21 protein-coding genes and 1 pseudogene are annotated in these 23,543 nt (G+C 68.4%); 5 read left to right on the top strand and 17 right to left on the bottom strand.

What is annotated here, in order from left to right; genetic code table 11:
- Positions 1 to 11 precede the first annotated feature (11 nt).
- The 3 genes from F790_RS0107610 to F790_RS0107600 all read right to left on the bottom strand — a co-directional run bounded on the left by F790_RS0107610 (position 12) and on the right by F790_RS0107600 (position 4,291).
- Positions 12 to 1,376, bottom strand: coding sequence for a sigma-54-dependent Fis family transcriptional regulator (locus tag F790_RS0107610; RefSeq protein WP_019021994.1), 1,365 nt, complete (start codon positions 1,374 to 1,376; stop codon positions 12 to 14).
- A gap of 502 nt (positions 1,377 to 1,878) precedes the next feature.
- The gene (gene cydB, locus F790_RS0107605) at positions 1,879 to 2,880 is read right to left on the bottom strand and encodes a cytochrome d ubiquinol oxidase subunit II (RefSeq protein WP_019591271.1); all 1,002 of its coding nucleotides are present in this window, start codon (positions 2,878 to 2,880) and stop codon (positions 1,879 to 1,881) included.
- A 4-nt stretch (positions 2,881 to 2,884) separates the two neighbouring features.
- On the bottom strand, positions 2,885 to 4,291 hold the full coding sequence (locus tag F790_RS0107600; RefSeq protein WP_019590247.1) for a cytochrome ubiquinol oxidase subunit I: 1,407 nt from the start codon (positions 4,289 to 4,291) through the stop codon (positions 2,885 to 2,887).
- Between the two features lie 374 nt (positions 4,292 to 4,665).
- Between F790_RS0107600 and F790_RS0107595 the strand changes: the two genes are divergently transcribed.
- Both F790_RS0107595 and F790_RS0107590 read left to right on the top strand, forming a co-directional pair.
- On the top strand, positions 4,666 to 6,030 hold the full coding sequence (locus tag F790_RS0107595; RefSeq protein WP_019021997.1) for an NAD(P)/FAD-dependent oxidoreductase: 1,365 nt from the start codon (positions 4,666 to 4,668) through the stop codon (positions 6,028 to 6,030).
- 71 nt (positions 6,031 to 6,101) lie between these two features.
- The gene (locus tag F790_RS0107590) at positions 6,102 to 6,857 is read left to right on the top strand and encodes a metallophosphoesterase (protein WP_019591270.1); all 756 of its coding nucleotides are present in this window, start codon (positions 6,102 to 6,104) and stop codon (positions 6,855 to 6,857) included.
- Here the strand turns inward: F790_RS0107590 and F790_RS0107585 are convergent.
- Together F790_RS0107585 and F790_RS0107580 are read right to left on the bottom strand one after the other, a co-directional pair.
- Positions 6,854 to 7,612 carry a hemerythrin domain-containing protein gene (locus tag F790_RS0107585; protein WP_018869338.1) on the bottom strand — a complete coding sequence of 253 codons (759 nt, stop codon included), beginning with the start codon at positions 7,610 to 7,612 and terminating at the stop codon, positions 6,854 to 6,856. The two genes, F790_RS0107590 and F790_RS0107585, sit on opposite strands and share 4 nt — an antisense overlap.
- Complete coding sequence (locus F790_RS0107580; protein ID WP_019570345.1) at positions 7,605 to 8,150, bottom strand: hemerythrin domain-containing protein; 546 nt, start codon at positions 8,148 to 8,150, stop codon at positions 7,605 to 7,607. The genes F790_RS0107585 and F790_RS0107580 overlap by 8 nt, the downstream gene beginning before the upstream one ends.
- 175 nt (positions 8,151 to 8,325) lie before the next feature.
- On the opposite strand from F790_RS0107580, the pseudogene F790_RS13760 reads away from it, so the two are divergent.
- Positions 8,326 to 8,484 (top strand): annotated as a pseudogene (locus tag F790_RS13760) (GreA/GreB family elongation factor); the annotation flags it as partial.
- A 10-nt stretch (positions 8,485 to 8,494) separates the two neighbouring features.
- Here the strand turns inward: F790_RS13760 and F790_RS0107570 are convergent.
- From F790_RS0107570 to F790_RS0107540, 7 genes are all read right to left on the bottom strand, one after another.
- Positions 8,495 to 9,943 carry a DNA polymerase Y family protein gene (locus F790_RS0107570; RefSeq protein ID WP_026332893.1) on the bottom strand — a complete coding sequence of 483 codons (1,449 nt, stop codon included), beginning with the start codon at positions 9,941 to 9,943 and terminating at the stop codon, positions 8,495 to 8,497.
- A gap of 146 nt (positions 9,944 to 10,089) precedes the next feature.
- On the bottom strand, positions 10,090 to 10,743 hold the full coding sequence (gene imuA / locus F790_RS0107565; protein WP_018869342.1) for a translesion DNA synthesis-associated protein ImuA: 654 nt from the start codon (positions 10,741 to 10,743) through the stop codon (positions 10,090 to 10,092).
- Positions 10,740 to 11,408 carry a transcriptional repressor LexA gene (gene lexA, locus F790_RS0107560; RefSeq protein WP_198004658.1) on the bottom strand — a complete coding sequence of 223 codons (669 nt, stop codon included), beginning with the start codon at positions 11,406 to 11,408 and terminating at the stop codon, positions 10,740 to 10,742. Before lexA ends, imuA begins: the two co-directional genes overlap by 4 nt.
- Positions 11,409 to 11,446: 38 nt before the next feature.
- Positions 11,447 to 12,943: a S10 family peptidase gene (locus tag F790_RS0107555; RefSeq protein WP_038036628.1), complete on the bottom strand. Its 1,497-nt coding sequence runs from the start codon at positions 12,941 to 12,943 to the stop codon at positions 11,447 to 11,449.
- On the bottom strand, positions 12,943 to 13,716 hold the full coding sequence (locus F790_RS0107550) for an FKBP-type peptidyl-prolyl cis-trans isomerase (RefSeq protein ID WP_019591265.1): 774 nt from the start codon (positions 13,714 to 13,716) through the stop codon (positions 12,943 to 12,945). Before F790_RS0107550 ends, F790_RS0107555 begins: the two co-directional genes overlap by 1 nt.
- Positions 13,717 to 13,788: 72 nt before the next feature.
- Positions 13,789 to 14,577 (bottom strand): ABC transporter permease, encoded by a 789-nt coding sequence (locus tag F790_RS0107545; RefSeq protein WP_019591264.1) that lies wholly within the window; start codon positions 14,575 to 14,577, stop codon positions 13,789 to 13,791.
- Between the two features lie 6 nt (positions 14,578 to 14,583).
- Positions 14,584 to 15,489: an ABC transporter ATP-binding protein gene (locus F790_RS0107540; protein WP_019591263.1), complete on the bottom strand. Its 906-nt coding sequence runs from the start codon at positions 15,487 to 15,489 to the stop codon at positions 14,584 to 14,586.
- A gap of 258 nt (positions 15,490 to 15,747) precedes the next feature.
- On the opposite strand from F790_RS0107540, the gene F790_RS0107535 reads away from it, so the two are divergent.
- Positions 15,748 to 17,106, top strand: coding sequence for an NRAMP family divalent metal transporter (locus F790_RS0107535; RefSeq protein WP_019022006.1), 1,359 nt, complete (start codon positions 15,748 to 15,750; stop codon positions 17,104 to 17,106).
- Positions 17,107 to 17,241: 135 nt separating this feature from the next.
- On the opposite strand, the gene F790_RS0107530 is transcribed toward F790_RS0107535, so the two are convergent.
- Together F790_RS0107530 and F790_RS0107525 are read right to left on the bottom strand one after the other, a co-directional pair.
- Entirely contained in the window at positions 17,242 to 18,525 is a 1,284-nt protein-coding gene (locus F790_RS0107530) for a thioredoxin family protein (RefSeq protein ID WP_019591262.1), read from the bottom strand.
- 94 nt (positions 18,526 to 18,619) lie between these two features.
- Positions 18,620 to 19,489: a DMT family transporter gene (locus F790_RS0107525; protein WP_019591261.1), complete on the bottom strand. Its 870-nt coding sequence runs from the start codon at positions 19,487 to 19,489 to the stop codon at positions 18,620 to 18,622.
- Positions 19,490 to 19,542: 53 nt separating this feature from the next.
- Here F790_RS0107525 and F790_RS0107520 point away from each other — a divergent pair, with 53 nt between their 5' ends.
- Positions 19,543 to 20,454: an NAD(P)-dependent oxidoreductase gene (locus F790_RS0107520; RefSeq protein ID WP_026332892.1), complete on the top strand. Its 912-nt coding sequence runs from the start codon at positions 19,543 to 19,545 to the stop codon at positions 20,452 to 20,454.
- 5 nt (positions 20,455 to 20,459) lie between these two features.
- Here the strand turns inward: F790_RS0107520 and mltF are convergent, their stop codons facing one another.
- The 3 genes from mltF to F790_RS0107505 form a co-directional block, all read right to left on the bottom strand.
- Entirely contained in the window at positions 20,460 to 21,941 is a 1,482-nt protein-coding gene (mltF, locus tag F790_RS0107515; RefSeq protein WP_019591259.1) for a membrane-bound lytic murein transglycosylase MltF, read from the bottom strand.
- A gap of 63 nt (positions 21,942 to 22,004) precedes the next feature.
- On the bottom strand, positions 22,005 to 22,865 hold the full coding sequence (locus F790_RS0107510; protein WP_018869353.1) for a diiron oxygenase: 861 nt from the start codon (positions 22,863 to 22,865) through the stop codon (positions 22,005 to 22,007).
- Positions 22,866 to 22,943: 78 nt separating this feature from the next.
- Positions 22,944 to 23,543, bottom strand: coding sequence for a nucleoside triphosphate pyrophosphatase (locus F790_RS0107505; RefSeq protein WP_019022012.1), 600 nt, complete (start codon positions 23,541 to 23,543; stop codon positions 22,944 to 22,946).

Below are 23,543 nucleotides of genomic sequence, written 5' to 3'. Positions count from 1 at the left end.
GCGGGTGCGGCTCAGAGGTCGTCATCCAGCCGCTGCAGGTGCCGGTACAGGCTGCGCTCGCTGAGTCCCAGACGCGCCGCCAGCGAGCGCCGGTCGCCCCGATGCACGGTGGCCGCGTAACGCAGGTATTCGCGTTCCACTTCCTCCAGCGGGCGGATCTCGCCGCCGGCCAGCGCGCGCGGCGGCGGCAGATCGCGGTCGTCGACGCCTTCGGTCACCTCGGTGCCCAGGTGTTCCGCACGGATCTCCTCGCCGTCGCTGAGCAGTGCGGCGCGTTCCAGGATATTGCGCAGCTCGCGGATGTTGCCGGGGAAGGGATAGCGTTCCAGCACCTCGCGCGCGCCCTGACTGAGATACGGGCGGGCCGGCAGTTCGAGGCGCTCGAACAGGGCCTGGGACAGGATCGGGATGTCGGCCTTGCGTTCGCGCAGCGGCGGTACGCGAATGGGAAAGGTGCTCAGCCGGTAATAGAGGTCCTCGCGAAATTCCCCTTCGCGGACCAGCTGGCGGAGATCACGGTGCGAGGCACAGACCAGGCGGAAATCGGCGCGCCGCGGTTCGGTGCTGCCCACCCGCCGGAAGGTCCGGGTCTCCAGCAGGCGCAGCAGCTTGACCTGCAGCCCGTGGGGCACGTCGCCGATCTCGTCGAGGAACAGCGTGCCACCGGCGGCGGACTCCACCAGCCCGGCCTTGGCATGGGTGGCCCCGGTGAAGGCCCCGCGTTCATGGCCGAAGAGCTCGCTTTCGAACAGGGTCTCGGTCAGGCCGGAGCATTCCACCGGCACGAACGGGCCTTCCGCGCGGCGGCTCTGGTCGTGCACGGCACGGGCCACCAGCTCCTTGCCGGTGCCCGACTCGCCCTGCAGCAGCACCGATGCCTCGCTGGGCGCGACCCGGCTGACCAGCCCCAGCATCTCGTTGAAGGCGGCGGACTGTCCGACCAGCCCCTGTTCCCCGGCCTGCGGCGACGAGACCGGAAGGTGGTGCAGAACCTCGATCAGGTAGCGCAGCTTGCCGTCGGAACCGTGGATCGGGAACATCTCGACATCCACGTGTTCCTTGCCGCGAGCCGTGTGGTGGACGTGCAGCGTGCGGTTGGGCTTGCCGGTGGCCAGGGTGTCACGCAGAGGGCAGGTCTCGCCCGCTTCATCACAGGGCCGTCGGAAGTCGTGCGAGGCTTCGTAGCAGCGTTGCCCGTTGCCCCCGGCATCTACCTCGTACAGATGCCGATAGGCCTGATTGGCACCCAGGATGTCGTAATCCGGCGACAGCAGGATGGCGGGCTCCTGAAACACGTCGAGGATGCTGACCACCTCGTCGCGGTCCAGGCCGCGTGTCCATTGAGGCACGGATTCTGTGGGCAACTTTTCGTTCACGATGCTGACGGCTCCGGTGTCCGGGAATGGGTCCCTGCGCGATGCAGTGTCTCCCGTGTTCCCGGTTGGAGTCATGTTCCCGCATCGTGTTCCGGTGCTCCGCAAACAAAAAACGCCACGAACCCGAAGGTTCGTGGCGCCCAGGGAGACACTGCCCCGTATACGCGTTCGTGCTCGAGTCGCTTTTGCGCGCTGACAAGGCGCGGTGAGTGAAGTGTAGCCGCGCTACATGAACGAGCCGCAACGCCGTCAGCGGGCAAAAGCGGCCGAGCCCCTTCGGGGTTGGAGTCCCATGTTCCCCGATTCTGCGTTGCGGCCCTTGCCGGTAGAACCACTACCGGCAGCGCGCCGCGCCTGGTCTCGGAAAACATGGGACACCAACACGAACGCGTATACGGGGCAGTGTCTCCCTTACGCCCCGCAGCGGGCGGTTGCTTGCGAGCCGGGTCCGGAGAGAGAGAGAAAGACCCGGTCGCAAACCCTGAAAGGTCAGGCGATGGCGCTAGTGGTAACCCGCGTCCGCCGTGACCTTGCCGCGGAAGACCCAGTAGGTCCACGCGGTGTAGCCGAGGATGATCGGGATGATGAACAGCGCCCCGATCAGGATGAACAGCTGCGCATCCGGGGAAGATGCGGCGTCCCAGAAGGTGTAGTCCGGCGGGACCACGTACGGCCACTTGCTCACGATCAGCCCCAGGAAGGTGAAGATGAACAGGGCGATCGTGGCGACGAACGGCAGCCCTTCGTGGCGCCGGCGCACCGAGCGCAGGATCTGCCAGGCCGCCAGCAGCGCCAGGGCCGGAAGGACCCACAGGATCTCGAAGGTGCCCATCCAGCGTTCCATGACCTTGGCATCAATGAACGGCGTGATCGCACTGACCAGCCCGAACACCACCAGCACGGCACCCAGCAGCCACGGGGTCACGCGGTAGGCGAATGCCTGGGTTTCACCCTCGGTCTTGAGGATCATCCAGGTCGCGCCCAGCAGGGCGTAGCCGGCCATCAGTCCCAGACCGGTGAGCACCGTGAACGGGGTCAGCCAGTCCAGCGCGGTGCCGGCGTAGTTCAGCCCGTCCATCTGGAAGCCCTGGATATAGGCCCCGACGACCGCGCCCTGGGCGAAGGCCGCCACCATCGAGCCGATCGCGAAGGAGGCGTTCCAGCCGCGCCGCGATTTCGCCGAGCTCGCCTTGAAGCGGAACTCGAAGGCCACGCCGCGGAAGATCAGCCCGGCCAGCATCAGGAACACCCCGATGTACAGCGCCGGCAGGAACACCGAGTAGACCAGCGGGAAGGCCGCCAGCAGGCCGGCGCCCCCGAGGATCAGCCAGGTCTCGTTCCCGTCCCAGACCGGGGCGACCGTGTTCATCATGATGTCGCGCGACTGCTCGCCGGGGGCGAAGGGGAAGAGGATCCCCACGCCCAGGTCAAACCCGTCCATCAGGACGTAGCCGACCAGTCCGACGGCGATGATCACGACCCATACCAGTGTGATATCGACCATGGTTTCAGCTCCTTGCGTCAGCGGCAGGGTTGTCGTTGAACGGCGTATCGGCCGCCGACAGCGGGCGCTTGGCGTGCTGCGGCTCCTGCACCGGATGGTCCGGCTCCGGACCCTTGCGCACGATGCGCACGATGTAATAGACGCCGGCGGTGAACACCACGGCATACACCGCGATGTAACCCAGCAGACTGAACAGCGCCATGCCACCGGTCAGCGACGGCGTGAGGCCGGTCGCGTGGTCCATGATTTCGTAGACCAGCCAGGGCGCACGGCCCGTTTCGGTTACGAACCAGCCCGCCAGCACCGCGACGAACGGCGTCGGGATCATCCAGGTCAGGCCCTTGAGGAAACGCTCGGACTGGTACAGGTCGCCACGGAACCGCAGCCAGGCGCTCCACAGGGCGAACCCGATCATGACGAAGCCGATGGCCAGCATGATGCGGAACGACCAGAAGGTGATGCCGACCGGGGGACGTTCCTCGGCGGGCACTTCGTTCAGCCCGGGCACCTCGCCGTCCAGTTCGTGGGTCAGCACCAGCGAGGCCATGTTGGGCAGCCCGATCTCGAAGTGGTTGGTCTCGTTGGCCGAATCGGGGATGGCGAACAGCAGGAACGGGGCCCCGCGTTCGGTCTCCCAGACGCCTTCCATCGCCGCCACCTTGGTCGGCTGATGCTCGAAGGTGTTAAGGCCGTGGATGTCGCCCACCACCAGCTGGGCCGGGGCGGCGAACAGCAGGATCCACATGGTCACGCCCAGCGCCTTGCGGTTCATCTCGACGTGCTTGTTGCGCAGCAGGTAGTAGGCGGAGACGCCCGCCACCACGAAGCCGGCGGTCAGCAGCGAGGCCAGACCCATGTGGAAGAAACGCGGCCAGAAGCTGTCGTTGAAGATGGCCTGACCCCAGGAAGTCACCTGGAAAACTCCGTCAACCAGCTCCACACCGCCGGGCGTCTGCATCCAGCTGTTGGCCACCAGGATCCAGAACGACGAGATGAAGGTGCCCAGTGCCACCATCATTGCCGCGAAAACGTGCACGCCCTGCGGCACACGGTCGCGACCGAACAGCAGTACGCCGAGGAAGGCCGCCTCCAGGAAGAACGCAGTGATGACCTCGTAGGACAGCACCGGCCCGAGGAAATTGGCCGTGGCATACGAGAACACGCTCCAGTTCGTGCCGAACTGGAAGGACATCACGATCCCGGAGACCACCCCCATGCCGAACACGACCGCGAAGATCTTGATCCAGAACTTCGAGATCCGGGTGTACAGGGCATCACCGGTCTGCCAGGCCCGGAACTCCAGGAAGGCGATGAACGAGGCGAGCCCGATGGTGAATACCGGGAACAGTGCGTGAAATGACACGACGAATGCGAACTGCAGTCGTGACAGGAGTAAGGGGTCAAGCTCCATGGCATTGCCTCCGTGAACGATTGAGAGAGGACGCGTGGTGCGTTCCGCCCGGATGACAATCAAGTTGCGTGCCAGTTCTCGCTCTGGCGTGCGTGTTCGCGCTGCGACGCGGTTTGCGGCATCGGCCCGGGACGAGCCTCGTAGTCCCGGGGTGTTGTACATGCCGCACATGACAGTCTGGAACATGGAAATGACAGTCACGGCAGACAAAGCGTCCGGAGTCGGGCGGCCGAGGCGCGCGGAAAGCGGTTTTTGCGGGTTTTGTGGCACTGGCACGAAAACTGTATGTCAGAAGGGTTGAAGCGCGGCGCCACCGGCGACCGCTCCGGAAAAAGACGCCCCGCGGGATGACGGGGTCGCGAGGAGGCATACACATGACAGATCGCAATAAGGCAGGTTCGTCGAAGGCACCGCTGGTATTGCGGGACGGACTTTCGCGGCGGGACTTCCTGAAACTGACCGGCGGGCTGACCGCCGCGGCAGCCGTGGGGTCCGCGCCCGCGGCGGCGCAGGCCGGAGTGCAGACCCGCGCGCGGATCGTTGTGCTGGGCGGCGGCGCCGCCGGGCTGACCGTGGCGGCGCGGTTGCGCGACCTGCTGGACGGGGCGCGCATCACCGTGGTGGAGCCGAGCGAGACCCATCACTACCAGCCCGGCTGGACCCTGGTCGCGGCCGGGACCTATTCGGTCAGCGACGTGACCGCGCGCAACGAGCATTACATCCCGCGCGGCGTCGACTGGAAGAAGGACTACGTGGCCGCAGTGGATCCGGAGAGCCAGGTGGTCGAGACCGCCGGCGGCGATCGTCTGGATTATGACTTCCTGGTCGTGGCCACCGGGATCCATCTGGATTACGAGGCGATCGAAGGCCTGGAGCGCGCGGATATCGGGCAGAACGGCCTGACCAGTATCTATGCCGGCCCCGAGCAGGCGCGGCATGCCTACGAACAGACGCAGCGCCTGGGCGAGCAGGGCGGGGTGGCCCGCTTCACCATTCCGAATACGCCGATCAAGTGCGCGGGTGCACCGATCAAGGCGACCCTGATCGCGGAGGACCTGCTGCGCAAGGCGGGGCAGCGGGATCGCATGGAATTCCACTATCACGCCCCGGAAGGCGCGCTGTTCAGCGTCGAACGTTTTGACGGGATGGTGCGCGACATCTATCGCGAGCGCGGAGTCGGGATCGAATCCGGGTCCGTGCTGCAGGGCGTGGAGCCTGAGCTGCGCCGTGCGACCTTCGTGGACGGCGACGGTAATCGCGAGACGGTGGACTACGACTACCTGCACGTGGTGCCGCCCATGCGCGCCCACGACTGGGTGCGTGAGGCCGGTCTGGCGGTGGAAGACGGCAGTCTGGCGGAAGGCGGCTGGCTGGCCGTGGACGACCAGACTCTGCAGCATGCCCGCTACCCGAACGTGTTCGGCGCGGGTGACGTGGTGGACACGGCGATTGGCAAGACGGCCTCCACGGTCCGGGCCCACGGGTCGGTGACCCCGGACAACCTGGTGTCGGTGCTGCAGGATCGCGAACCGCAACAGCGTTTCGACGGCTACACCTCCTGCCCGCTGATCACCGAGGTGGGCAAGGCGGCCCTGGTCGAGTTCGACTACACCCTGGAGGAGGTCCCGACCTTCGGCTTCATCGACCAGGGGCAGCCGAGCTGGATGTGGTGGCGGCTGAAGGTGCACATGATCAAGCCGCTGTACTACAACATGCTGCGCGGGCGTTACCTGCGCTGATCGCGGGCGGCGCGCGCCCGGGGGCGGGGATGCGTTAGGGTAGGCGCATTCGCGAACCCCCCGGGAGCGGCGTGGCACCCGATATTCTGTTCTATGGCGACCCCCATGGTCTCTTCGATCCCCTGATCGAGGCGGTGGCACGGTACCGGCCGCGGGCCGTGGTCCTGCTGGGGGACATGGAACTGCGCGAACAGTCACTGGATGCCGTACTGGCGCCGTTGCGGGAAGCCGTGGCGACGGGTGCCACGATGCCGGCGATCTACTGGATCCCCGGCAATCACGAGAGTGATACCGATGCGGCCTGGGCGCATGTGTTCGGCAGTTCCTATGTGGCGGGCAATCTGCACGCGCGCGTGGCGGAAGTGGCCGGCCGACCGGTAGCGGGTCTCGGCGGGGTGTTCCGTGGCCGCGTCTGGTACCCGCGGGGCCCGCGCTGCAAGGCGCCGGTCTTCTTCACCCGAAGCGAACATGTGGCGCAGCTCCCCGAACGCGATCGCTGGCAGGGCGCCGGGGATCGCGAACCGGGCCTGCCCCGGCGCCATCGCACCTCCATCTATCCCGAAGACATCGAGCGCCTGCGCGGGCTGCGGGCCGACATCCTGGTCACCCACGAGGCGCCGTCGCCGCATGCCAGCGGCTTCGACACCATCGACGGCCTGGCCGAGCTGCTGGGGGCCGGGCTGATCGTTCACGGGCACCATCACCAGGACTACGAGGCGCATACCCCGGACGGGGTGCGGGTGCGCGGCGTCGGGCGGGCCGGGGTGGTCGGCCTGTATCCGGACGGCCGGCTGGAGACCCTGACGCCCGGCATCGACGATCCTTAGCGGGCAGGCCCCCGGGAACGATCCGTTTCCGGCGAATCCTCCGTTTCGTCCGTCTCGCCGGGGACGATGAGCATGCTCCGGGCCTTGCCGAAGAGTTCGCGCGCGACATCGGGTTGTTCGCGCAAATGCCGGCTCCAGTGGGGAAACAGGTTCTGTTCCTCGCGTCCTTCGTGTTTGGCCAGACCACCCGAGATCAGGGCGAAGAACGGTGCGATGGCCCAGGGTTCGTCCACGCCCTCGGTGAATTCGTGTTCCAGCATCGCGGTCTGGTCCAGCAGCTCCTCGTGTTCGCGCAGCATGATCGAGGTCGGGTCATCGCCGCGGGGATGGCGCGGCAGATCGAGCAGCGGGACGATCAGTTCGTTCTCCACGTGTACGTGGCGTCGCAGTCCGGCGACGTAGGCATGAAACGCCGGGGCTGCGCCCTCGGCGTCGCCGGCATTGACCCGGTGCAGGGCGCTGGCGAACAGGCGGTCGATACGCAGGTGGTCGCGGGTGAGGAGATCGACCAGGTCGACGGGTTCGGTGTCGTCGCGCCGGCGGACCCGCAGGGTCCACAGCGGCGGGCCGGCCTCGACGGTTTCCCAGTGGATGGCATGACGCAGTTGCTGTGCGACCGCGGCCATCAGCAGTTCGGGCTCTTCCTCCACAAGCACGTCGAAGGTCTGACCGGCACCGAGTTCGCGCAGGGTGTAATAGGCGCGGGTATGGGCATGGTCGCCCAGCCCGCGCAGGTCGAGAGTGAAATCAGCCATGGGGTTCCGGTTCCAGGTCGCGCCGGCGGGCCATGGATTCGCCGATGGCGCGGCATTGATCGGCGTCCAGCAGGTGTTCGGCCAGCGGCAGCACGGCTTCTTCCTCGAGGGCCAGATGGCGGCGGTACTGGTCGATCCATTCCGCCGCGCCGTCCAGCGAGGCATCGCGTCCTTCGGCGATGTCGAGCAGGGCCGGCTCCAGCCGGGACCAGCCGTTTTCCAGGGTTTCGTGCTCCGCGGTAAGACGGTCCAGCCAGTCGGGCAGCTGGGGATGGCAGTCGGGATGATTGCCAAGGCCCTTGAGCCGCGGGAACAGATCTTCGTCCTCGTCGGCATGGTGGTGCGGTGCGGAGGCATGGAAATATTTCAGCAGCCGCTGGGCGGCGGCCTGGGCCTCGGCATCCGCACCATGATCGGGGACATGGGCCTGCAGGCGGTCGAGCGTCTCCAGACAGCCCTTCAGGCGACGATGACAGGCACGCAGGACTTCGAGGGGGCGATCGAAGCCGGGCAACGGTTCGTTCATCTGGAGATTCATGCGGGCCTCGGGATGCACATCTGCCCCCTGTGTAGCAGTTCGGTGACCGTGTGGCCTTGATGCGGATCACATCGTGCGGAGGGTTTGTCTTTTGTGTCATTCGCCCCCAGAATCGATGGGACAGAGGCACCGGCGTCCGCGTGCCCGGCTTTGTAGTGTCCGTCGTTGCCGCGGCGGCCTTTCCCTGTCGATCATGGCGCCGGTGGGCAGTGCCCTGCTCGGGCTCTCGGAGGGCGAGGAGATCGAGTGGCCGCGTCCGGGCGGGGGCGTGATGCACGTGCGCATCGACAAGGTGCTGTTTCAGCCGGAGCGGGCGGGCGAACACCACCGGTAACCGCGGGGTCCTATCCCCAGTAGCCCTGGCGATACCATTGCCCGCTGCGCAGGCAGCGGAACACCCAGACCCCGCGACCGCGGGGGTCGCGCGCCAGGGCATAGTCGCGGCGCTGATCGTTTCCCCGGTCCCACCAGCCGTTTTCCATGCGTCCCAGGGGCTGCAGCCCCTGCAGATCCGTGGCCGCTGCCGGCACCGGCGCGTGCACCCACAGGGCCGTGCCGCAGGCCTGCTGCGCGGGGCCGGGCGCGGGCGTGGATCGGAGCCGTTGCAGGGTGGAGCCGACGGGCTCCTGCGCGTCTTCCGGGGCCGGGGTTCCCCGGTTGCTCAGGCCGCCGACCTTCTGTGCCCCCAGGCGTGCCCGCAGGCGGGCAAGCACGGCGGGCAGGTGCATGCCCGGGCTGTTCTCGCCGGCGGGATCCCCGGTCAGCAGGCCGTCATCGGTGGCGGGCGGGTCCAGCAAGTCGGCCGCGTGCAGGCGCAGGCCGATGACCGGGGCCTGCAGGGTTTCGCGCTCCAGTCGGGTCTGCCACAGGCTCAGCCAGTCCGCCGCGCGGATGCCCGGCTGGCCGCGTTCCAGGCTCAGGCGGGTGGTGGTCTCGCGATGCCGCAGTTCCAGCTGCATGCGCTGCAGGCTCAGGGCCTGCCCGCGCAGTTGCTGCTCGGCCTGCTGCAGCAGGCGGCGCAGGGGGAACACCAGCGCGGTGCTCGCGCGGATCTCGTGATCCAGGCGCAGGGCGAGTTCGAGGGTGGCCGGGGGGCAAAAGCGCGGCAGGGCCTCGCGGGCATCACCCAGCAGGCGGTCGATGGTCTGCAGAAGTTCCGGTTCGTGGCGTCGTGCCAGTTCCGTGCGCGGCAGACGCAGCAGGTCACCGAACATCCGCAGGCCGGTGGCCTGCAGGGCCTCGCGGGTGCCCGCGGGCAACGGCAGGGTGTTCAGCGGGAAGCGTGCCAGGTTGCGGCGCAGGGCGTCGCGGTCCTCGGGGATCTCCGGGTGCCGGTGCGCGGCGAACAGCCGTGCAGCGGCCGGGCTGCGGGCCATGCCGGTGCGCGGCTGGAAACCCAGTTCGCGCAGCACCGCCTCTGCCCGTTCGCGCAGGGCCGGCAGCCCGCCGAACAGGCGCCGGCTGCGCCCGACCTCGAGCAGGATGCGCTGCTCTTCGGGTTCGGGATGCACGTGGTCGCTGAACTGCAGCAGGGCGGCGGCGAGCTGGTGAATCTCGCGCGCGCGGGCCGCCGGGTCGTCCTCGATCAGTTCCGGGGTGTCCAGAAGGGCCAGGGCATCGCCCAGGGGCATGCCCGGGCGGGCGCCGGCGCGGCGCGCGGCACGGTTGGCGGCATGCACCCGGGGTCGTTCCCCGCGTTCCACGATCAGCAGGGGATGCTGCGCGAGACGGGCGGCATCCGCGCGGCGGCGGGCCTGAAGATCCAGGGCCAGATGCGGAAGCTGCACGGCCAGCCAGCATTCCCGGGCCTCCGGCGCGGGGACGGGAGCGGGGTCAGGTTCCCGCGCCGGCTCCGGGAGCCCCGGGAGCAGTTGCAGGGTCGGCCCCGGGTGGGCCTGCTCCGTGTCGGGTGCCGGTCGTGCAGGACGTGTGTCCGGGATCACGGGGTGCCCTCCGCGGGAGGCGGGTGCGCCACGGAGAGATCCAGCGGCCGGCCGCGCCGGTACCGGGCGCCGCTGCCCTTGATGAAGTGCAGGCGCAGGCCCCGGCCATGGGGCTGCCATTGCAGGCGCTGATGTGCGGGTGAGGGCTGTTCCGCGGCCTGTGGCGGACGATGGAGCACGGCACAGGCGCGGCTTTCGCCGGCCGCCAGGCGCAGACGCCGCAGCCGTGCGGTCTCCGCGGGGCCATGGATCCAGATCAGCAACACGCCAAAGGCCGGGTCGCGCAGGCACTGTTCCGCACTCCACAGGCGTTCGCCGTCCTGGTCGGCCCGCACCAGCAGGACCCGCTCCGGGGGAATGCCCAGCTGTTGCCAGCCGGGGAGCCAGGGGGTGGCCGGCGGGCCGATCAGGGCGATCCACAGCCGCGCGCGCCCGCAGGCGGCGAGCATCGGGACCAGCAGGCGGGTCTCGCCGCTGCCGAAGGGCGCGCCCAGCAGTTCCACCAGCTGGCCGCGCGGCCAGCCGCCGCCCAGGGCCGTTTCCAGTTCGGGTGTCCCCGCCGGCCAGACCGCGTCGCCGCTGGCGGGGGCGCCCTGGCGGCCGCGCCACAGGGACGGGTGTTCCAGCAGCGAGTCCAGGGCGCGGCTCATTCCCTTTCCAGATCGCGCAGCACGCCCACACCGATCCCTTCGATCGCCAGTTCGCGGCGTTCGGGATCGATCTCGATGGGGGCGAAATCGGGATTTTCGGGCAGCAGGCGGATCCGCGAACCATCGTGGTGGAAGCGCTTGACCGTGACCTCGTCCTCGATGCGCGCGACCACGATCTGGCCATCCCGGGCCTCCGGCGTGCGGCGCACGGCGAGCAGGTCACCGTCGAGGATGCCGGCATCACGCATGCTTTCGCCGTGTACCCGCAGCAGGTAGTCGGGGCGGGCGCGGAACAGGGCGTCGCCGAGTTGGTAGTGCCCCTCGATGTGTTCGGTGGCCAGCAGCGGCGAGCCGGCCGCGACCCGGCCGATCAGGGGAATGCCCTCCGCCCCGGACGGCGTGGCGGGCGAGGGGCGCGTGTCGGGGGACAGGCGGATCCCGCGGGCCGCCCCGCCCACCAGTTCGATCGCACCCTTGCGCGCCAGGGCCTTGAGGTGGCATTCCGCCGCATGGGGCGAGCGGAAACCGAAGGCCGTGGCGATCTCGTTGCGCGTGGGCGCGGTGCCCTGGGTGGTCACCACCTCGGTGATGTAGTCGAGGATGGCCTGCTGGCGCGGGGTGAGCGACGGGACGGACGACACGGGGCGGCTCCGGATACTGTTCATAATTACAGTAACTGGAGGGTGCCCGGGTCGGCAAGCGGTCAGTCGGGGTCCGCTGCGTGTCCGGTGTAGAAGCGCCGGGCGTCGTCGAACAGCTCGGCGTTGGTGTCGGCACGCATGTACAGCATGTGCCCGCCGGGATAGCGGCCGGTGACAATGCGCTCGTCGTCGTCCGGGTCCGCGGCATGCGCGATCTGCCCCAGCAGCCATTCGGTGGCGAAATAGGGGGTGATCAGGTCGGCCTCGCCGTGCACGCTGAAGATGCGAAAGCGGGGATCCAGTGCCAGGGCGGTGGCCAGGTCGTCCATCGCCGAGGCCGGGCCGGTGCGCTGCGAGCTGTCCCAGTCCCAGGCACCGAAGACTTCGCGGCTGAGCAGGCGATACTGATGCCCGTGCGACCAGTCCAGGGTGTTGCGCAGGTGGTCCAGCATGGCGGTGGACAGCGGGGCCACCAGACCGTCGAGGATGGCATCGGCCCGCGGCCGCGTGCGGGTCGGGACCGGATCCGGCGAATCGATCCCGCCATCGTACAGGCTGACCAGCCGGCCCTCGTCTCGCAGCAGGCCACGCTGCGCCATGTTCAGGGTGATGCGGCCGCCGGTCGCGCGCAGGTGGTCGCGGTCGATGCCGGTGAAGCGGGCCACCTCATCGATCCAGTCGGCGTCGATCCGTCCCGGGTGCAGCAGCCCCTCGAGATAGTCCCCCAGCGCGAATGCCTCCGCCTGCTCGAGGCTCGGCGGGTCATCGCCCAGGCGGTCATGCGCGCGTGCCGAGGCGGTCAGCGCCGGCAGCATCAGGGCGTGCGGGAGCGGACGGCCGGTGCCGCCCTCGAGCATGCCGAAATCCAGCGCGGGGGAGACCAGCACCGTGCCCGAGACGCTGATGCCGGAGTTGCGCATCAGCCGCGCGGGCAGGGCACCGGCGCGATAGCCGCCATAGCTTTCCCCGCCGAGGTACACCGGGTCGCCGCGCCGTCCGTGGTCGTCCAGCCAGCGTTCCAGGGTTTCTTCCAGGGCGGCCAGGTCGCCCTCCGGCTCGAAGAAATCTTCGGGATCGCCGGCCTCCATCACCCGACTGAAACCGGTGCCCGGCGGATCCACGAAGACGAGGTCGGTAAACGCCAGCCAGGTCTTCGGGTTGTCCACCAGGCGCGGCGGGGTGGTGGCCGAGAGGCCACGCTCGTCGGTGTCCAGCACGCGCGGGCCGAGCCCGCCGACGTTGAGATAGGCGGAGGCCGCCCCCGGGCCGCCGTTGAACAGGAAGGTCACCGGGCGGTCGGTGTCTTCATCCTCCACCGTGTAGGCCACGCTGAAGACCCGTGCCTCGGGGTGTTCGCGATCCTCGCCCAGCGGGGTGTAGCCGACCGTCGCGCGGTATTCCAGCCGTTCGCCGTCCACCGTTTCAAGCGAATGCGTGGTGGTCACCGGCTCGGGAATGACCGTCGGCAGTTCCTCGCGGTTGTCTTCTTCGCCCGGTGCCGGGGCAGCGAGCAGCAGCAGGACCAGACCCAGGGCACCGGGGCCGCCATGCCGCCGCATCAGCAAACCGCCGTCTCCTCGGTGTCGGGGCAGTCGTGCTGCACCACGCGGTCTTCTTCCAGCCAGTGCTTGATGCCGTCGGTGACGTTATGGACGTCCTCGTACCCCAGACCGTCGGCCAGCGCGCGAGCCAGTACGCCGGTGCGGCTGCCGGTGCGGCAGATCAGGACCACGGTGTCATCCGGGTCTACCGCATCGGTGAACGCCTGACCGAATTGCGGAATGAACTGGCCGCGTTCGTCGAAGGCGGTCATGCGCAGGCTGCCTTCGACCACCCCGGTCTCGGCCCATTCGTCGGGCCGGCGGATGTCGACCACGGTCACGTCGTCGCGTTCCAGCATCCCGGCCAGTTCGTCATTGTCGAGTCCGCCGAACGGGGCCGGTTCCACCTCCAGGATCTCCACCTCGAAGCGCAGGGTGGCATCCGGCGGGATCACGTCACCGGCGCCGCGCGAACCGTAGCCCAGTTCCGGCGGGATGATGATCTCGCGCTCGCCGCCTTCGCGCATGCCTTCCAGGCCCTTCTCCCAGCCGGGGATGACCTCGCCGGCGCCCAGGGTCAGGCTGAACGGCTGGCCACGTTCACGGCTGGAGTCGAAGGGCTCGCCCTGATCCTCGCCATCCTCGTGGACCCAGCCGGTGTAATGCACGGTCACGGTGTCATGACGCACGACCTCGTCGCCGTCGCCTTCCTCGATGTCACGGATTTCCACGTTCTGCGCCAGCGCGGCGGCCGGCAGGGCCAGAAGGATTGCAAACAGCCAGTTCTTCATCGATTCGTACCTGAAGGTGATGGAAAGGGTTCGTTTTCGGAGGACAACGCGCATCATTGGAACATTCCCGCTCTATTGCAACAGCCGGCGGCGGATGCGGTAGCTGGCCACGCTGATGGCCAGGACCCCGTAGCCAGTGATGACCGCAAGATGCGGCAGCCAGCGGACCGGCCATTCGCCGGTCATCAAGGGCCGCACCAGCTCGATCACATGAGCCAGCGGCAGCATCCAGGCCAGGGTCTGCACCCAGCCGGGGAGCTGTTCCAGGGGGAAGAACACCCCGGACAGCAGCAACATGGGGGTGACCGCCAGGGTGAAGTAGTAGAGGAAGAAGTCGTAGCTGCGTGCCAGCGAGGTGACGACCAGCGCCAGCGCGCCGAAGGTGAAGGCGGCGAGGAAGATCACCGGCAGCGCGAGCAGGGCGCGCGCATCGGCCACCAGCCCCAGCAGGCTGGCCACGATCAGTACGGTGATCGCGGAGATCAGGCCCTTGGTGGCCGCCCACACCGCCTCGCCGAACACGATGTCGTCCAGCGTGAGCGGGGTCGCGAGCATGCCGAGCCAGGTGTTCTGTTCCGCCATGCGCGTATAGGCCGAGTACATGCCCTCGAAGCTGGCGGTCATCATCGCGCTGGAGGCGACGATGCCGGAGGCGATGAACACCATGTAGCGCATGCCGTCGACCTCGCCCACCATGGCGCCGAAGCCGACCCCGAACGCCAGCAGGTAGAGGATCGGTTCGCCGAAGTTGCCGACCACCGCGGGCAGCAGCAGCTTGCGCCAGACCCGCAGGTTGCGGCGCCATACGGCGAACAGGCGCGGGCCGGGGCGGGGCAGCAGGGGGTGGGTGCGCTGGCGCATGGGTATTCAGTCCCGCAGGTCGTGGCCGGTGAGCTTGAGGAAGACGTCCTCGAGGTTGGCCTCGCGCAGGCCCATGCGTTCCCCGCGCGCCTCCAGCCGGCCGCGCAGGCCTTCCGGGTCGGGGGTGTAGATCAGCCAGGTGTCGGCGACCTGGTGGGCGCGGTCGCGCGGCCCCAGTTCGTTTTCGATGGACGCGGCGGCGCCGTGGCCGGCGACCGTGGCCACCCAGGGCTCGACGTGCTCGCGGATCAGCCCGGCGGGCGTGTCACAGGCGATGATGCGGCCATGGTCGATGATCGCGATGCGGTCGCACAGCTCTTCGGCCTCCTCCATGTAGTGCGTGGTCAGCACCAGGGTGGCACCCGAGGCCCGCAGCTCGCGCAGCTGTCGCCAGAGGTGGTGACGGGCCTGGGGATCGAGTCCGGTCGTGGGTTCGTCGAGGATCACCGCGGCCGGGTCGTTGATCAGCGCGCGGGCGAGGGTCAGGCGCCGTTTCATGCCCCCGGACAGCGACTGGATGCGCGCGTCGCGCTTGTCGCTCAGGTTGACCCGCTCCAGCAGGGCATCGACCCGCGCCTGCAGCGCCGGGCCGGACAGGCCGAAGTAGGACGCGTAGGTGAACATGTTCTCGCTCACCGTGAAATCCGGGTCGAGGGTATCGAACTGAGGGACCACCCCGAGGCGGTGACGGATCCGGCGCTCGCCTTCGGGCATCGTCTCGCCGAGCACCTCGATGTGACCGGCATCGACGGGGCTGAGACCCAGCAACATGCGCAGGGTGGTGGTCTTGCCCGCGCCGTTGGGGCCCAGCAGGCCGAAGAACTCGCCTTCCGGGATGTCCAGATTGACGCCGTCCACCACCGGCGTGCCGTCGTACCACTTGCGCAGGTCCTGGATGCGGATGGCGGTCAAGGGGTGTCCTTTTCGCAAAACGAGTAGTCGGGGTCCCGCACAGTGTAAGGCGTTCCCGCCGGGTGCCGCGAAGGGGGCAGGACCGCGCGGGGATTTCCGGTGCCCATGGTCGTCGCCCGGGCAATGCGCTACCCTTCGCCGCGTTCGCGCGCAAGCGCGCTCCCACAAGGGCAGGTGGCCCCCTGCGAAGCTGCAGCGCTGATCGAGTCCGTGCTGCCCCGGGTGCGGCTGACTGTTCCGGCCAACGCGAGGTGATCCATGCAGTTGTTCTGGCAGCCCCGGACGGATCTGGGCAAGGCGATCGGGCCGGGCATCCTGATGGCCGGCGCCGCGATCGGCGGTTCCCATCTGGTGTCCTCGACCCAGGCCGGTGCACTCTACGGCTGGTCCCTGCTGGGATTGTTGCTGCTGGCCAACCTGTTCAAGTACCCGTTCTTCCTGTACGCGGTGAAGTACCGCGCGGCCACGGGTGACACGATCCTGCATGGCTACCGGCGCATGGGGAAGGGCTTCCTCGCGGCCTTCTTTGGCCTGAATCTGGTCAATGCCTTCCTCAATACCGCGGGGGTCGCGTTCATCTCCGCCAGTCTGTTTCTGGCGTTCCCGTTCGTGGATGCCGCCGATTACGTGACCGGGATCGCCATCGGCATCCTGTTGCTGTGTGCCGCCATCATCATCGCCGGGCATTATCAGCTGCTGGACAAGATCGCCAAGGTGGTGGTGTTCCTGCTGGCGGTGTCCACCCTGACCGCGGTGATCGTGGCGATCTGGCAGAGCGCGGAGATCCCCGAGGGGTTCGTCGGGCGCGACCCGTGGGACCTTGCCTCCATCGGCTTCATCATCATGTTCATGGGCTGGATGCCGGCGCCCATCGACATCGCGGCGTGGCCGTCGCTGTGGCGGACTTCGCGCGAGATCGAGACCGGCCACCGCGCCACGGTGGGCGAGTCGACCACCGATTTCCACATCGGCTACATCGTGACCGTGGTCCTGGCGGTGTTCTTCCTCGCCCTGGGTGCGCTGGTGATGTACCGCGCGGGCGCAGGGATCGAGCTGGCTGACATGACGGCCGGCGAGTTCTCCGCTCGCTTCATCGAGATGTATACCTCGACCATCGGCGACTGGGCGCACTGGCTGATCGTGCTGGCGGCGTTTTCGGCGATGTTCAGTACTACCCTGACCTGCATGGACGGCTGGCCGCGCTCACTGGCGATGAGCACCCTGCTGCTGTTCGACCGCCCGGAGACGGGGCTGCGGCGCACGCTGGTCGCATGGCTGCTGTTCACGGTGGTGGCCTGCATCGTGATCATTCAGTTCCTGCTGACCGATCTGCTGGCGATGCTGCAGTTCGCGATGGTGGTGTCGTTCCTGACCTCGCCGGTGTTCGCCTGGCTCAACTATCGCGCCATCCAGCGCCCCGAGGTGCCGGAAAAGGATCGCCCGGGACCGGTGCTGCACGTGCTCTCGTGGGCGGGCATGGCGTTCTTCGTGGTGTTCACGCTGCTGTTCGTGGTGTGGTTCTTCGGGCTGCAGGATGCGGCCGAGGAAGAACGCGAGCGGATGCAGGAGGAGGAGCAGGCCCTGGTCGTCCCGTTCGAGCCGACGGCCCGGGTGTGATTGCCGGGAGATTCTTGCCGGCGCATGTCGCGTTCGCGTGCAAGCACGCTCCCACAGGCAGGTGTGGTGGAGGTATCGCAGGAGCGGCCGCGGCTGCATTCGCGTGCGGGCAAGCTCGGTGTGACAGGAGTTATCTCAGCTCGAGGCGCGCGTTCGGGTGAGCCGGCGGATGATCAGCGTCAGCAGGACGGCCACGCCGATCGCCCCGATCGCGAACGCCGGGCTGGAGAGCAGGTCCGGGCGCAGCAGCAGTAACAGGCCCAGCGCCAGCATCATCATCCCGGACAGCAGTTTGAGCAGGCGTCCCTCGTGTTCCTGCAGCTTGCGGTTGCCCAGGGTGAAGGCGAACAGCGCGACGATCGCCAGCATCGGCAGCACGTAGATCAGGTTGTACGCGACCAGATAGCCGTAATAGCTCACCGCGCCGGGATCGTGGGTGGTCAGGATCCGGGTGTAGATCATCGGGAAGCCCAGGGTGCACAGGATCTCGTAGAGGTTGACCACCACCGCCAGGACCACGGTGGCGCCCAGCACCCAGGGCAGGCTGTCGGCCTGGGTCAGCTCGCGCATGCGGCGGAACAGGCCCGGCCGGGCCGAATCCGGGATGCTCAGCGATACCCCGCGCTTGAACAGGAAGTAGTCCTTGATGTTGATCAACGCCATCGCCAGCGCCACGGCCCCGGCGATGCGCGTGATCAGAGGCATCTCGCCGAGTACCAGGAAGGCGTTCAGCCAGGCGGTCATGAAGGTGAAGTAGATGACCCCGGAGATGGCCACGAAGACCCCTCCGATCAGAAGGATGCGGCCCCGACTGCGGCTGTGCACCACCACGCTCAGCAGGAACAAGAGGACGAAGAAGGCGCAGGGATTGAACGCGTCGAAGCCCGCGAGGATCAGCGTCAGCGCCGGCAGGGACAGCCGGTCGGGGTGCAGCTCGCCGAACAGGGGCAGGCGCAGCGGCTCGGCCCCGGTCCACAGCGCGCGTTCCAGCTCGGGCGGTTCGCCGGCCTGAACCCGCCGGTGACAGGTCTCCAGCAATTCGCGCAGCCGGGCCTCCTGACGTCCGCGCGTGTCGAACCCCTCCAGCATCGCCCCGCAGAACAGGAAACCGGGTACCGCCCGGGCCTGCTCGTCGCGTTCGGCGGCCATCTGGCGGTAGATCGAGCCCAGTTGCGGGTGTGCGGTCAGGTCGTAGCTGCGCACGTCCAGCCAGGGGTAGTCCTGCGCCAGCTGATGGACCACGGGCAGTGCGTCGAGGCAGCGCGGACACTCGCGGGTCCAGAAGAAATGCAGGGTGATGGTGGGGGCGGCCCCGTCGGCGTCGTCGGGTTCGCCACCCGGGGTCTGGGCCTGGGCGGTGCCGCCGGCGAGCGACAGCAGCAGGAAGCCCATCAGTATCCAGGCCAGTACCGCGAACATCCATGCCGGATGTCCGTGGTTCTTCGCGGGTGGATCGTGCCTTCCCGGCATGGGGCTCCCCGTACTGTTCCTTGTCGCCGAGTATAACCGGCTTTCAGCGTGCCTCGTCGCGCCAGCTGGCCAGCGCGTGCAGGGCCAGGGTCACCAGAACGGCCGTCCCCGCGACGAGCGTCATCAGCGGCGGCGCCTCGGCCAGGAACAGCCAGACCCACAGGGTACCGAATACCGCTTCCAGGACCAGGAACAGGGCGACTTCCCCGGCCGGGAGGTGGCGGGTGGCCAGGGCGATCATCACCAGCGCCAGTGGCAGCTGGACCGCGCCCATCAGCAGCAGCGTGGCCAGGCTGGTGGCCGACACCGCCAGCGGCGCGGCAAAGAAGAGCGCAATCGCCGCGCCCAGAAGGCCGCCGGTGGCGATCACCGCGAGCCGGTCGATCTGCGGCGAACGGCGCAGCAGGGTCAGCTTGAGGCCGACCACCATGGCCGCGCCCAGCGCGAACAGGTCCCCCAGCCAGCCGCCGGTTTCCAGCGAGCCGGCGAACACGCCGACGATGCCGGCCAGGCTGAGCAGGATCGCGACCCAGGTCCGCAGCGGGATCCATTCGTGCAGGATCAGGCCCGAAAACAGGGCCGCGAACAGCGGCGAGGCGGCGAGGATGACCACGGCATTCGCGACGGTAGTATGCAAAACCGCGAGGACGAACAGATAGTTGGTGGCAGCGAATCCGGTCGCGGTCCACCACGCGTCCATGCCGCCGCGCCGCATGCAGGCCCAGCTCCAGCGCCCGTTCATCAGCCGCAGCACGACGGTGAGGGTGATCGCCATGAACAGGCCGCGCCAGAACAGGATGTCCGGCGCGCTGGCATCGGCGAGGCGCACCAGCAGGCCGTCGAAGCTGATCGCCATGACTCCGATGAACGCGAACAGGGCACCGGTGGCGTGCGGACTGAGGTTGCGAATCAATGCGGGCTCCTTTTCTGCTACGTTGGCCGGATTTCCAGTCCGAGGAGTTTTCCATGTCGTCAGCGACGATCCCCGCCGCGTTGCAGCCGGTCGGCTGCGTGGGCCTGGGCATCATGGGCGGGCCCATGACCCGCAACCTGCTTGCTGCGGGGGCCGAGGTGCATGTCTGGGCCCGACGTCCGGAACAGGCGCGGGCCCTCGAACCGGAGGGTGCCCGGGTGCACGGGGATCTGGCCGGGCTGCTCGCGCAGGTCTGCGTCCTGGTGCTCAACGTTTCGGACACGCCCGACGTCGCGGCCCTGATGGAGGGGCCCGGCGGGGTGCTCGAACACGGTCGTCCGGGCCTGATCATCATCGACCACAGCACCATCGAGCCGGTACGTTCCCGCGAGCTCGCACGCGCCGCGGCGGAGCGTGACATGGTGTTCATCGACGCCCCGGTTTCGGGGGGCGAGCCCGGTGCCCGCGCCGGTACCCTGAGCCTGATGATCGGCGGGCCCGCGGACGCGGTCGAGCAGATCCGGCCCCTGCTGGAGGCCGTGGGCTCCACGCTCACCCATGTCGGTGACAGCGGTGCCGGGCAGATCGCCAAGGCCTGCAACCAGCTGGTGGTCGGCGAAACCCTGGCGGCGATCGGCGAGGCCTTTGCGCTGGCCGAGGGGCAGGGCGTGGATCCCGCACGCATCCGCGAGGCGCTGCTGGGCGGTTTTGCCGGATCGCGGATCCTCGAGGTGCACGGCCAGCGGCTGCTGGACGGCGACTTCGAGCCCGGGTTCCAGCTGGGACTCTACCAGAAGGACGCCGGGATCGTGGCCGAGCTGGCCCGGCGCACGGGTCTGGAACTGGACGGGGTCCGGCGGATCGGCGCTGCCGTGGACGCCGCCTGCGCGGACGGGCGCGGTGACGCCGACGTGTCCCCGCTGGCACGCTACTGTGCCGGATCGTCGGGCGGGCGTGCCGAATAACCCGGCTACAGTGCCAGGGGGGTGTTGCGGTAACCGGGGGCGGGGGGCTGCGCGCGATCGCCGGGTTCGGGGAAGCGCTGCATCAGCTTGTCGTAGTAACTGCGGATATTGCGGGTGTAGCTGACCGGCTCCCAGCCGCGGGCGTAGCCGTGCCGGGTCTGTTCGTACCAGCGGGATTCGGCCAGTCGCGGCAGCCATTCCTTCACGTCGACCCAGCGGTCCGGATCGTCGCCGTTGTTGGCGGCCAGCGCACGTGCGTCGTTCACATGCCCCAGGCCCACGTTGTAGGCGGCCAGGGTCATCCAGGTGCGGTCCGGTTCGGGGATGCTTTCGGGGAGGCGTTCGCGCATCTGCAGGAGGTAGCGCGTGCCTCCGTCCACCGAAGCCTGTGGATCGGTGCGGTCGGGGATCCCCAGATCCTGCGCGGTGGCCCGGGTCAGCATCATCAGGCCCCGCACCCCCGTGGGCGAGACCGCGTCGGGGTTCCAGTGCGATTCCTGATAGGCCACGGCGGCAATGAAGCGCCAGTCGAGGTTGTATTCCTCGCCGGCGGCCTCGAACAGATCGCGAAAACGTTCCAGACGGTCATGGACGCGTCGCTCGAAGGTCAGGGTGTCCACCAGGTCGTGGGTCTCCAGGTGGCCGAGGTAACGGTCCAGTAGCCGTTCCAGTTCACCGGTGTCCCGCAGGGACTGCAGGAAGCGTCCGGCTTCACGTTCCAGGCTGGTGTCGCCACGGTCGGGAAACAGCCAGACCAGCGGGGTGGTGCCGGCCAGTTCGTAGCCGGCACGCAGTTCGGGATGCAGCCGCTGCAGGCGCCGGTATTCCAGCGATGTCATCAGGGCAAAATCGATCTCGCCGCGCTCCAGGGCGTCGCGCATCCGCTCCGGCCCGGGCAGGGGCAGGACTTCATGCGGGGCCGTGGTGGCGACATCATCCTGGCCATTCTCCCGGTGCGGGCGATGCAGCATGGGCGGCAGCGATGCCCCGGCGGGGACGCCGATCCGGCTGCCTGCGGGGATGTCCATGGGCGACAGCAGGGGGCCGCCGTTCGCGGAACCCCGCCAGTAGGCCAGGATACGCTGAACCTCGAGAATCTCGGGGCCCCGTCGCAGTCCGGCATCGTCGCCCGGCGGCACAAGAAGACCGGCTCCCAGATCGACGCGACCGGCCCGGAGCAGGGCGTGGACATCCGCGGGGCGTTCCACGCGCCGGACCTCCAGGGAAACGCCCAGACGCTCGGCGAGGCGGTCGAGGAGCTCCAGTTCCAGTTGTTCGCGCCCCCCGTAGTCCGCCAGGTCGGAGCGGCCCAGGGCATGTTCCACGAAGGCCACCCGCAGTTCCTCGCGGAACTGGATCTGCTCGGTGACCGGCGCGGGCTGCAGCCATACCCGCAGCGCAATGGCGACCAGCACCACGACGAACACGCCCAGTTCGATCTGGTGGCGCGTGGAGAGTGCGGGGCGGAGGCGGCGGGTCGGGCGCATGGGCCGAAGGGTAGCGCATCGTGCCGCTCGGGATCCGTGATCCGGATCAGCGGCCGGTTCGAGTCAGCGCCAGTGCAGCACCAGGCCCTGTTCGCGCAGGAGCTGCAGGGCGGGGTCCACGCAGTCGTCGATGAACGCGGCGCGCTGCGGATTGTTGCGGGCGACGCGGCAGTAGTCGGGGCCCTCGGGCAGCCCGGCCAGCTGATAGATGTCCTGCGTGGGGTAATAGAACGCGTGCACGAACTGGCGGAACACCCGGCGCATCAGCGGCCGGTACAGCATCTTCTGCCAGTTCGGCAGGGTTTCCATGTGCTGTTCCAGCGTATCCCGGGCGTGGGCCATGTGCCGCGCCTCGTCGATCATGTGCGTGGTGACCACGTCGTGCACCGTGGGGCTGATGGTCTCGCGGTGGCGGCGGATCAGCCGGTTCATGCGGTCGGGGACCTCTTCGCCGATCATCACCGCAATCCAGAACACCGCCGATTCGAACGGGGCGAAGCGTCCGACCAGCGTGGCCATGCGCGGCTTGGGGAACCGCCGGAGCGGCAGTTCCAGACCGCTGCGCCGCATGAACTCGATGAACATCAGGCTGTGACCGGCTTCTTCGCGCAGTTCGTGCAGACGGTAATTGAGCCGGTCGAGGCGGTCGGCGGAGTGCATCGAGATGCGCGCGATGCGCTCCATGAACAGCCCCTCCAGCCACAGGGCCCCGCTGATGAAGTAGATGAATTCGTATTGCGACAGGCGCCGTTTGAGCGCATCGGACAGGCGGTCGTATTCCGGCGTGCCGTACAGCGAGATGGCCGGCTCCGGGATCCAGAAATCGTCCAGGGACAACGCCTCCCATTCCACTCGCAGGAGCGGATCCTCGTAGGGCGCGCTGTTGCGGCTCAGATGGTCGAGCAGCTCCTGCGACGAATTCATCAGGGGATCACCGGGCAATGGCTGCAGTCAGTCGCGCGAATCATACCCGCAAACCGCTGCCGGACCAATGTCCCGGATTCAGGTACGCGGGGGAACGCTCACGCCCGCCGCGCGCAGCAGGGCGGCCAGGCGGATCAGGGGCAGGCCGACCAGTGCGGTGGGGTCCTCGGTGTCCATGCGTTCGAACAGGCTGATGCCAAGACCCTCCGAACGGAAACTGCCGGCGCAGTCCAGCGGCTGGTCCTGGCGTACGTACGCGGCGATCTCGGCGGCGTCCAGATCGCGGAAGGTCACCCGGCAGGGGATCTCTTCCACTTGTGCCTCGCCGGTTGCGGTGTCCAGCAGACAAAGCCCGGTGTGGAAGGTGACCGTGCCCCCCGAAAGCATTGCCAGTTGCTCGCGGGCGCTTGTTTCGTCTCCGGGTTTGCCCAGGATGCGCTCGGCATGGGCGGCGTTCTGGTCGGAACCGATGATCAGGGCGTCGCCGTGGCGCCCGCTGACCGCGCGTGCCTTGGCTTCGGCCAGGCGGCGGACCAGATCCGCCGGTGCTTCGCCGGGGTACGGCTGTTCGTCCACGGTGGGGGCATCGGTGCCGAACGGCAGCGCCAGACGCTGCAGCAGCTGTGCGCGATAGGGCGAGGTCGAGGCAAGGATGACGCTGCGTTCCGGCGATGGCAT

It is taken from the genome of Thioalkalivibrio sp. ALE20, assembly GCF_000381405.1.
Lineage (GTDB): Bacteria > Pseudomonadota > Gammaproteobacteria > Ectothiorhodospirales > Ectothiorhodospiraceae > Thioalkalivibrio.
This window is presented reverse-complemented; position numbering and strand designations above follow the sequence as displayed.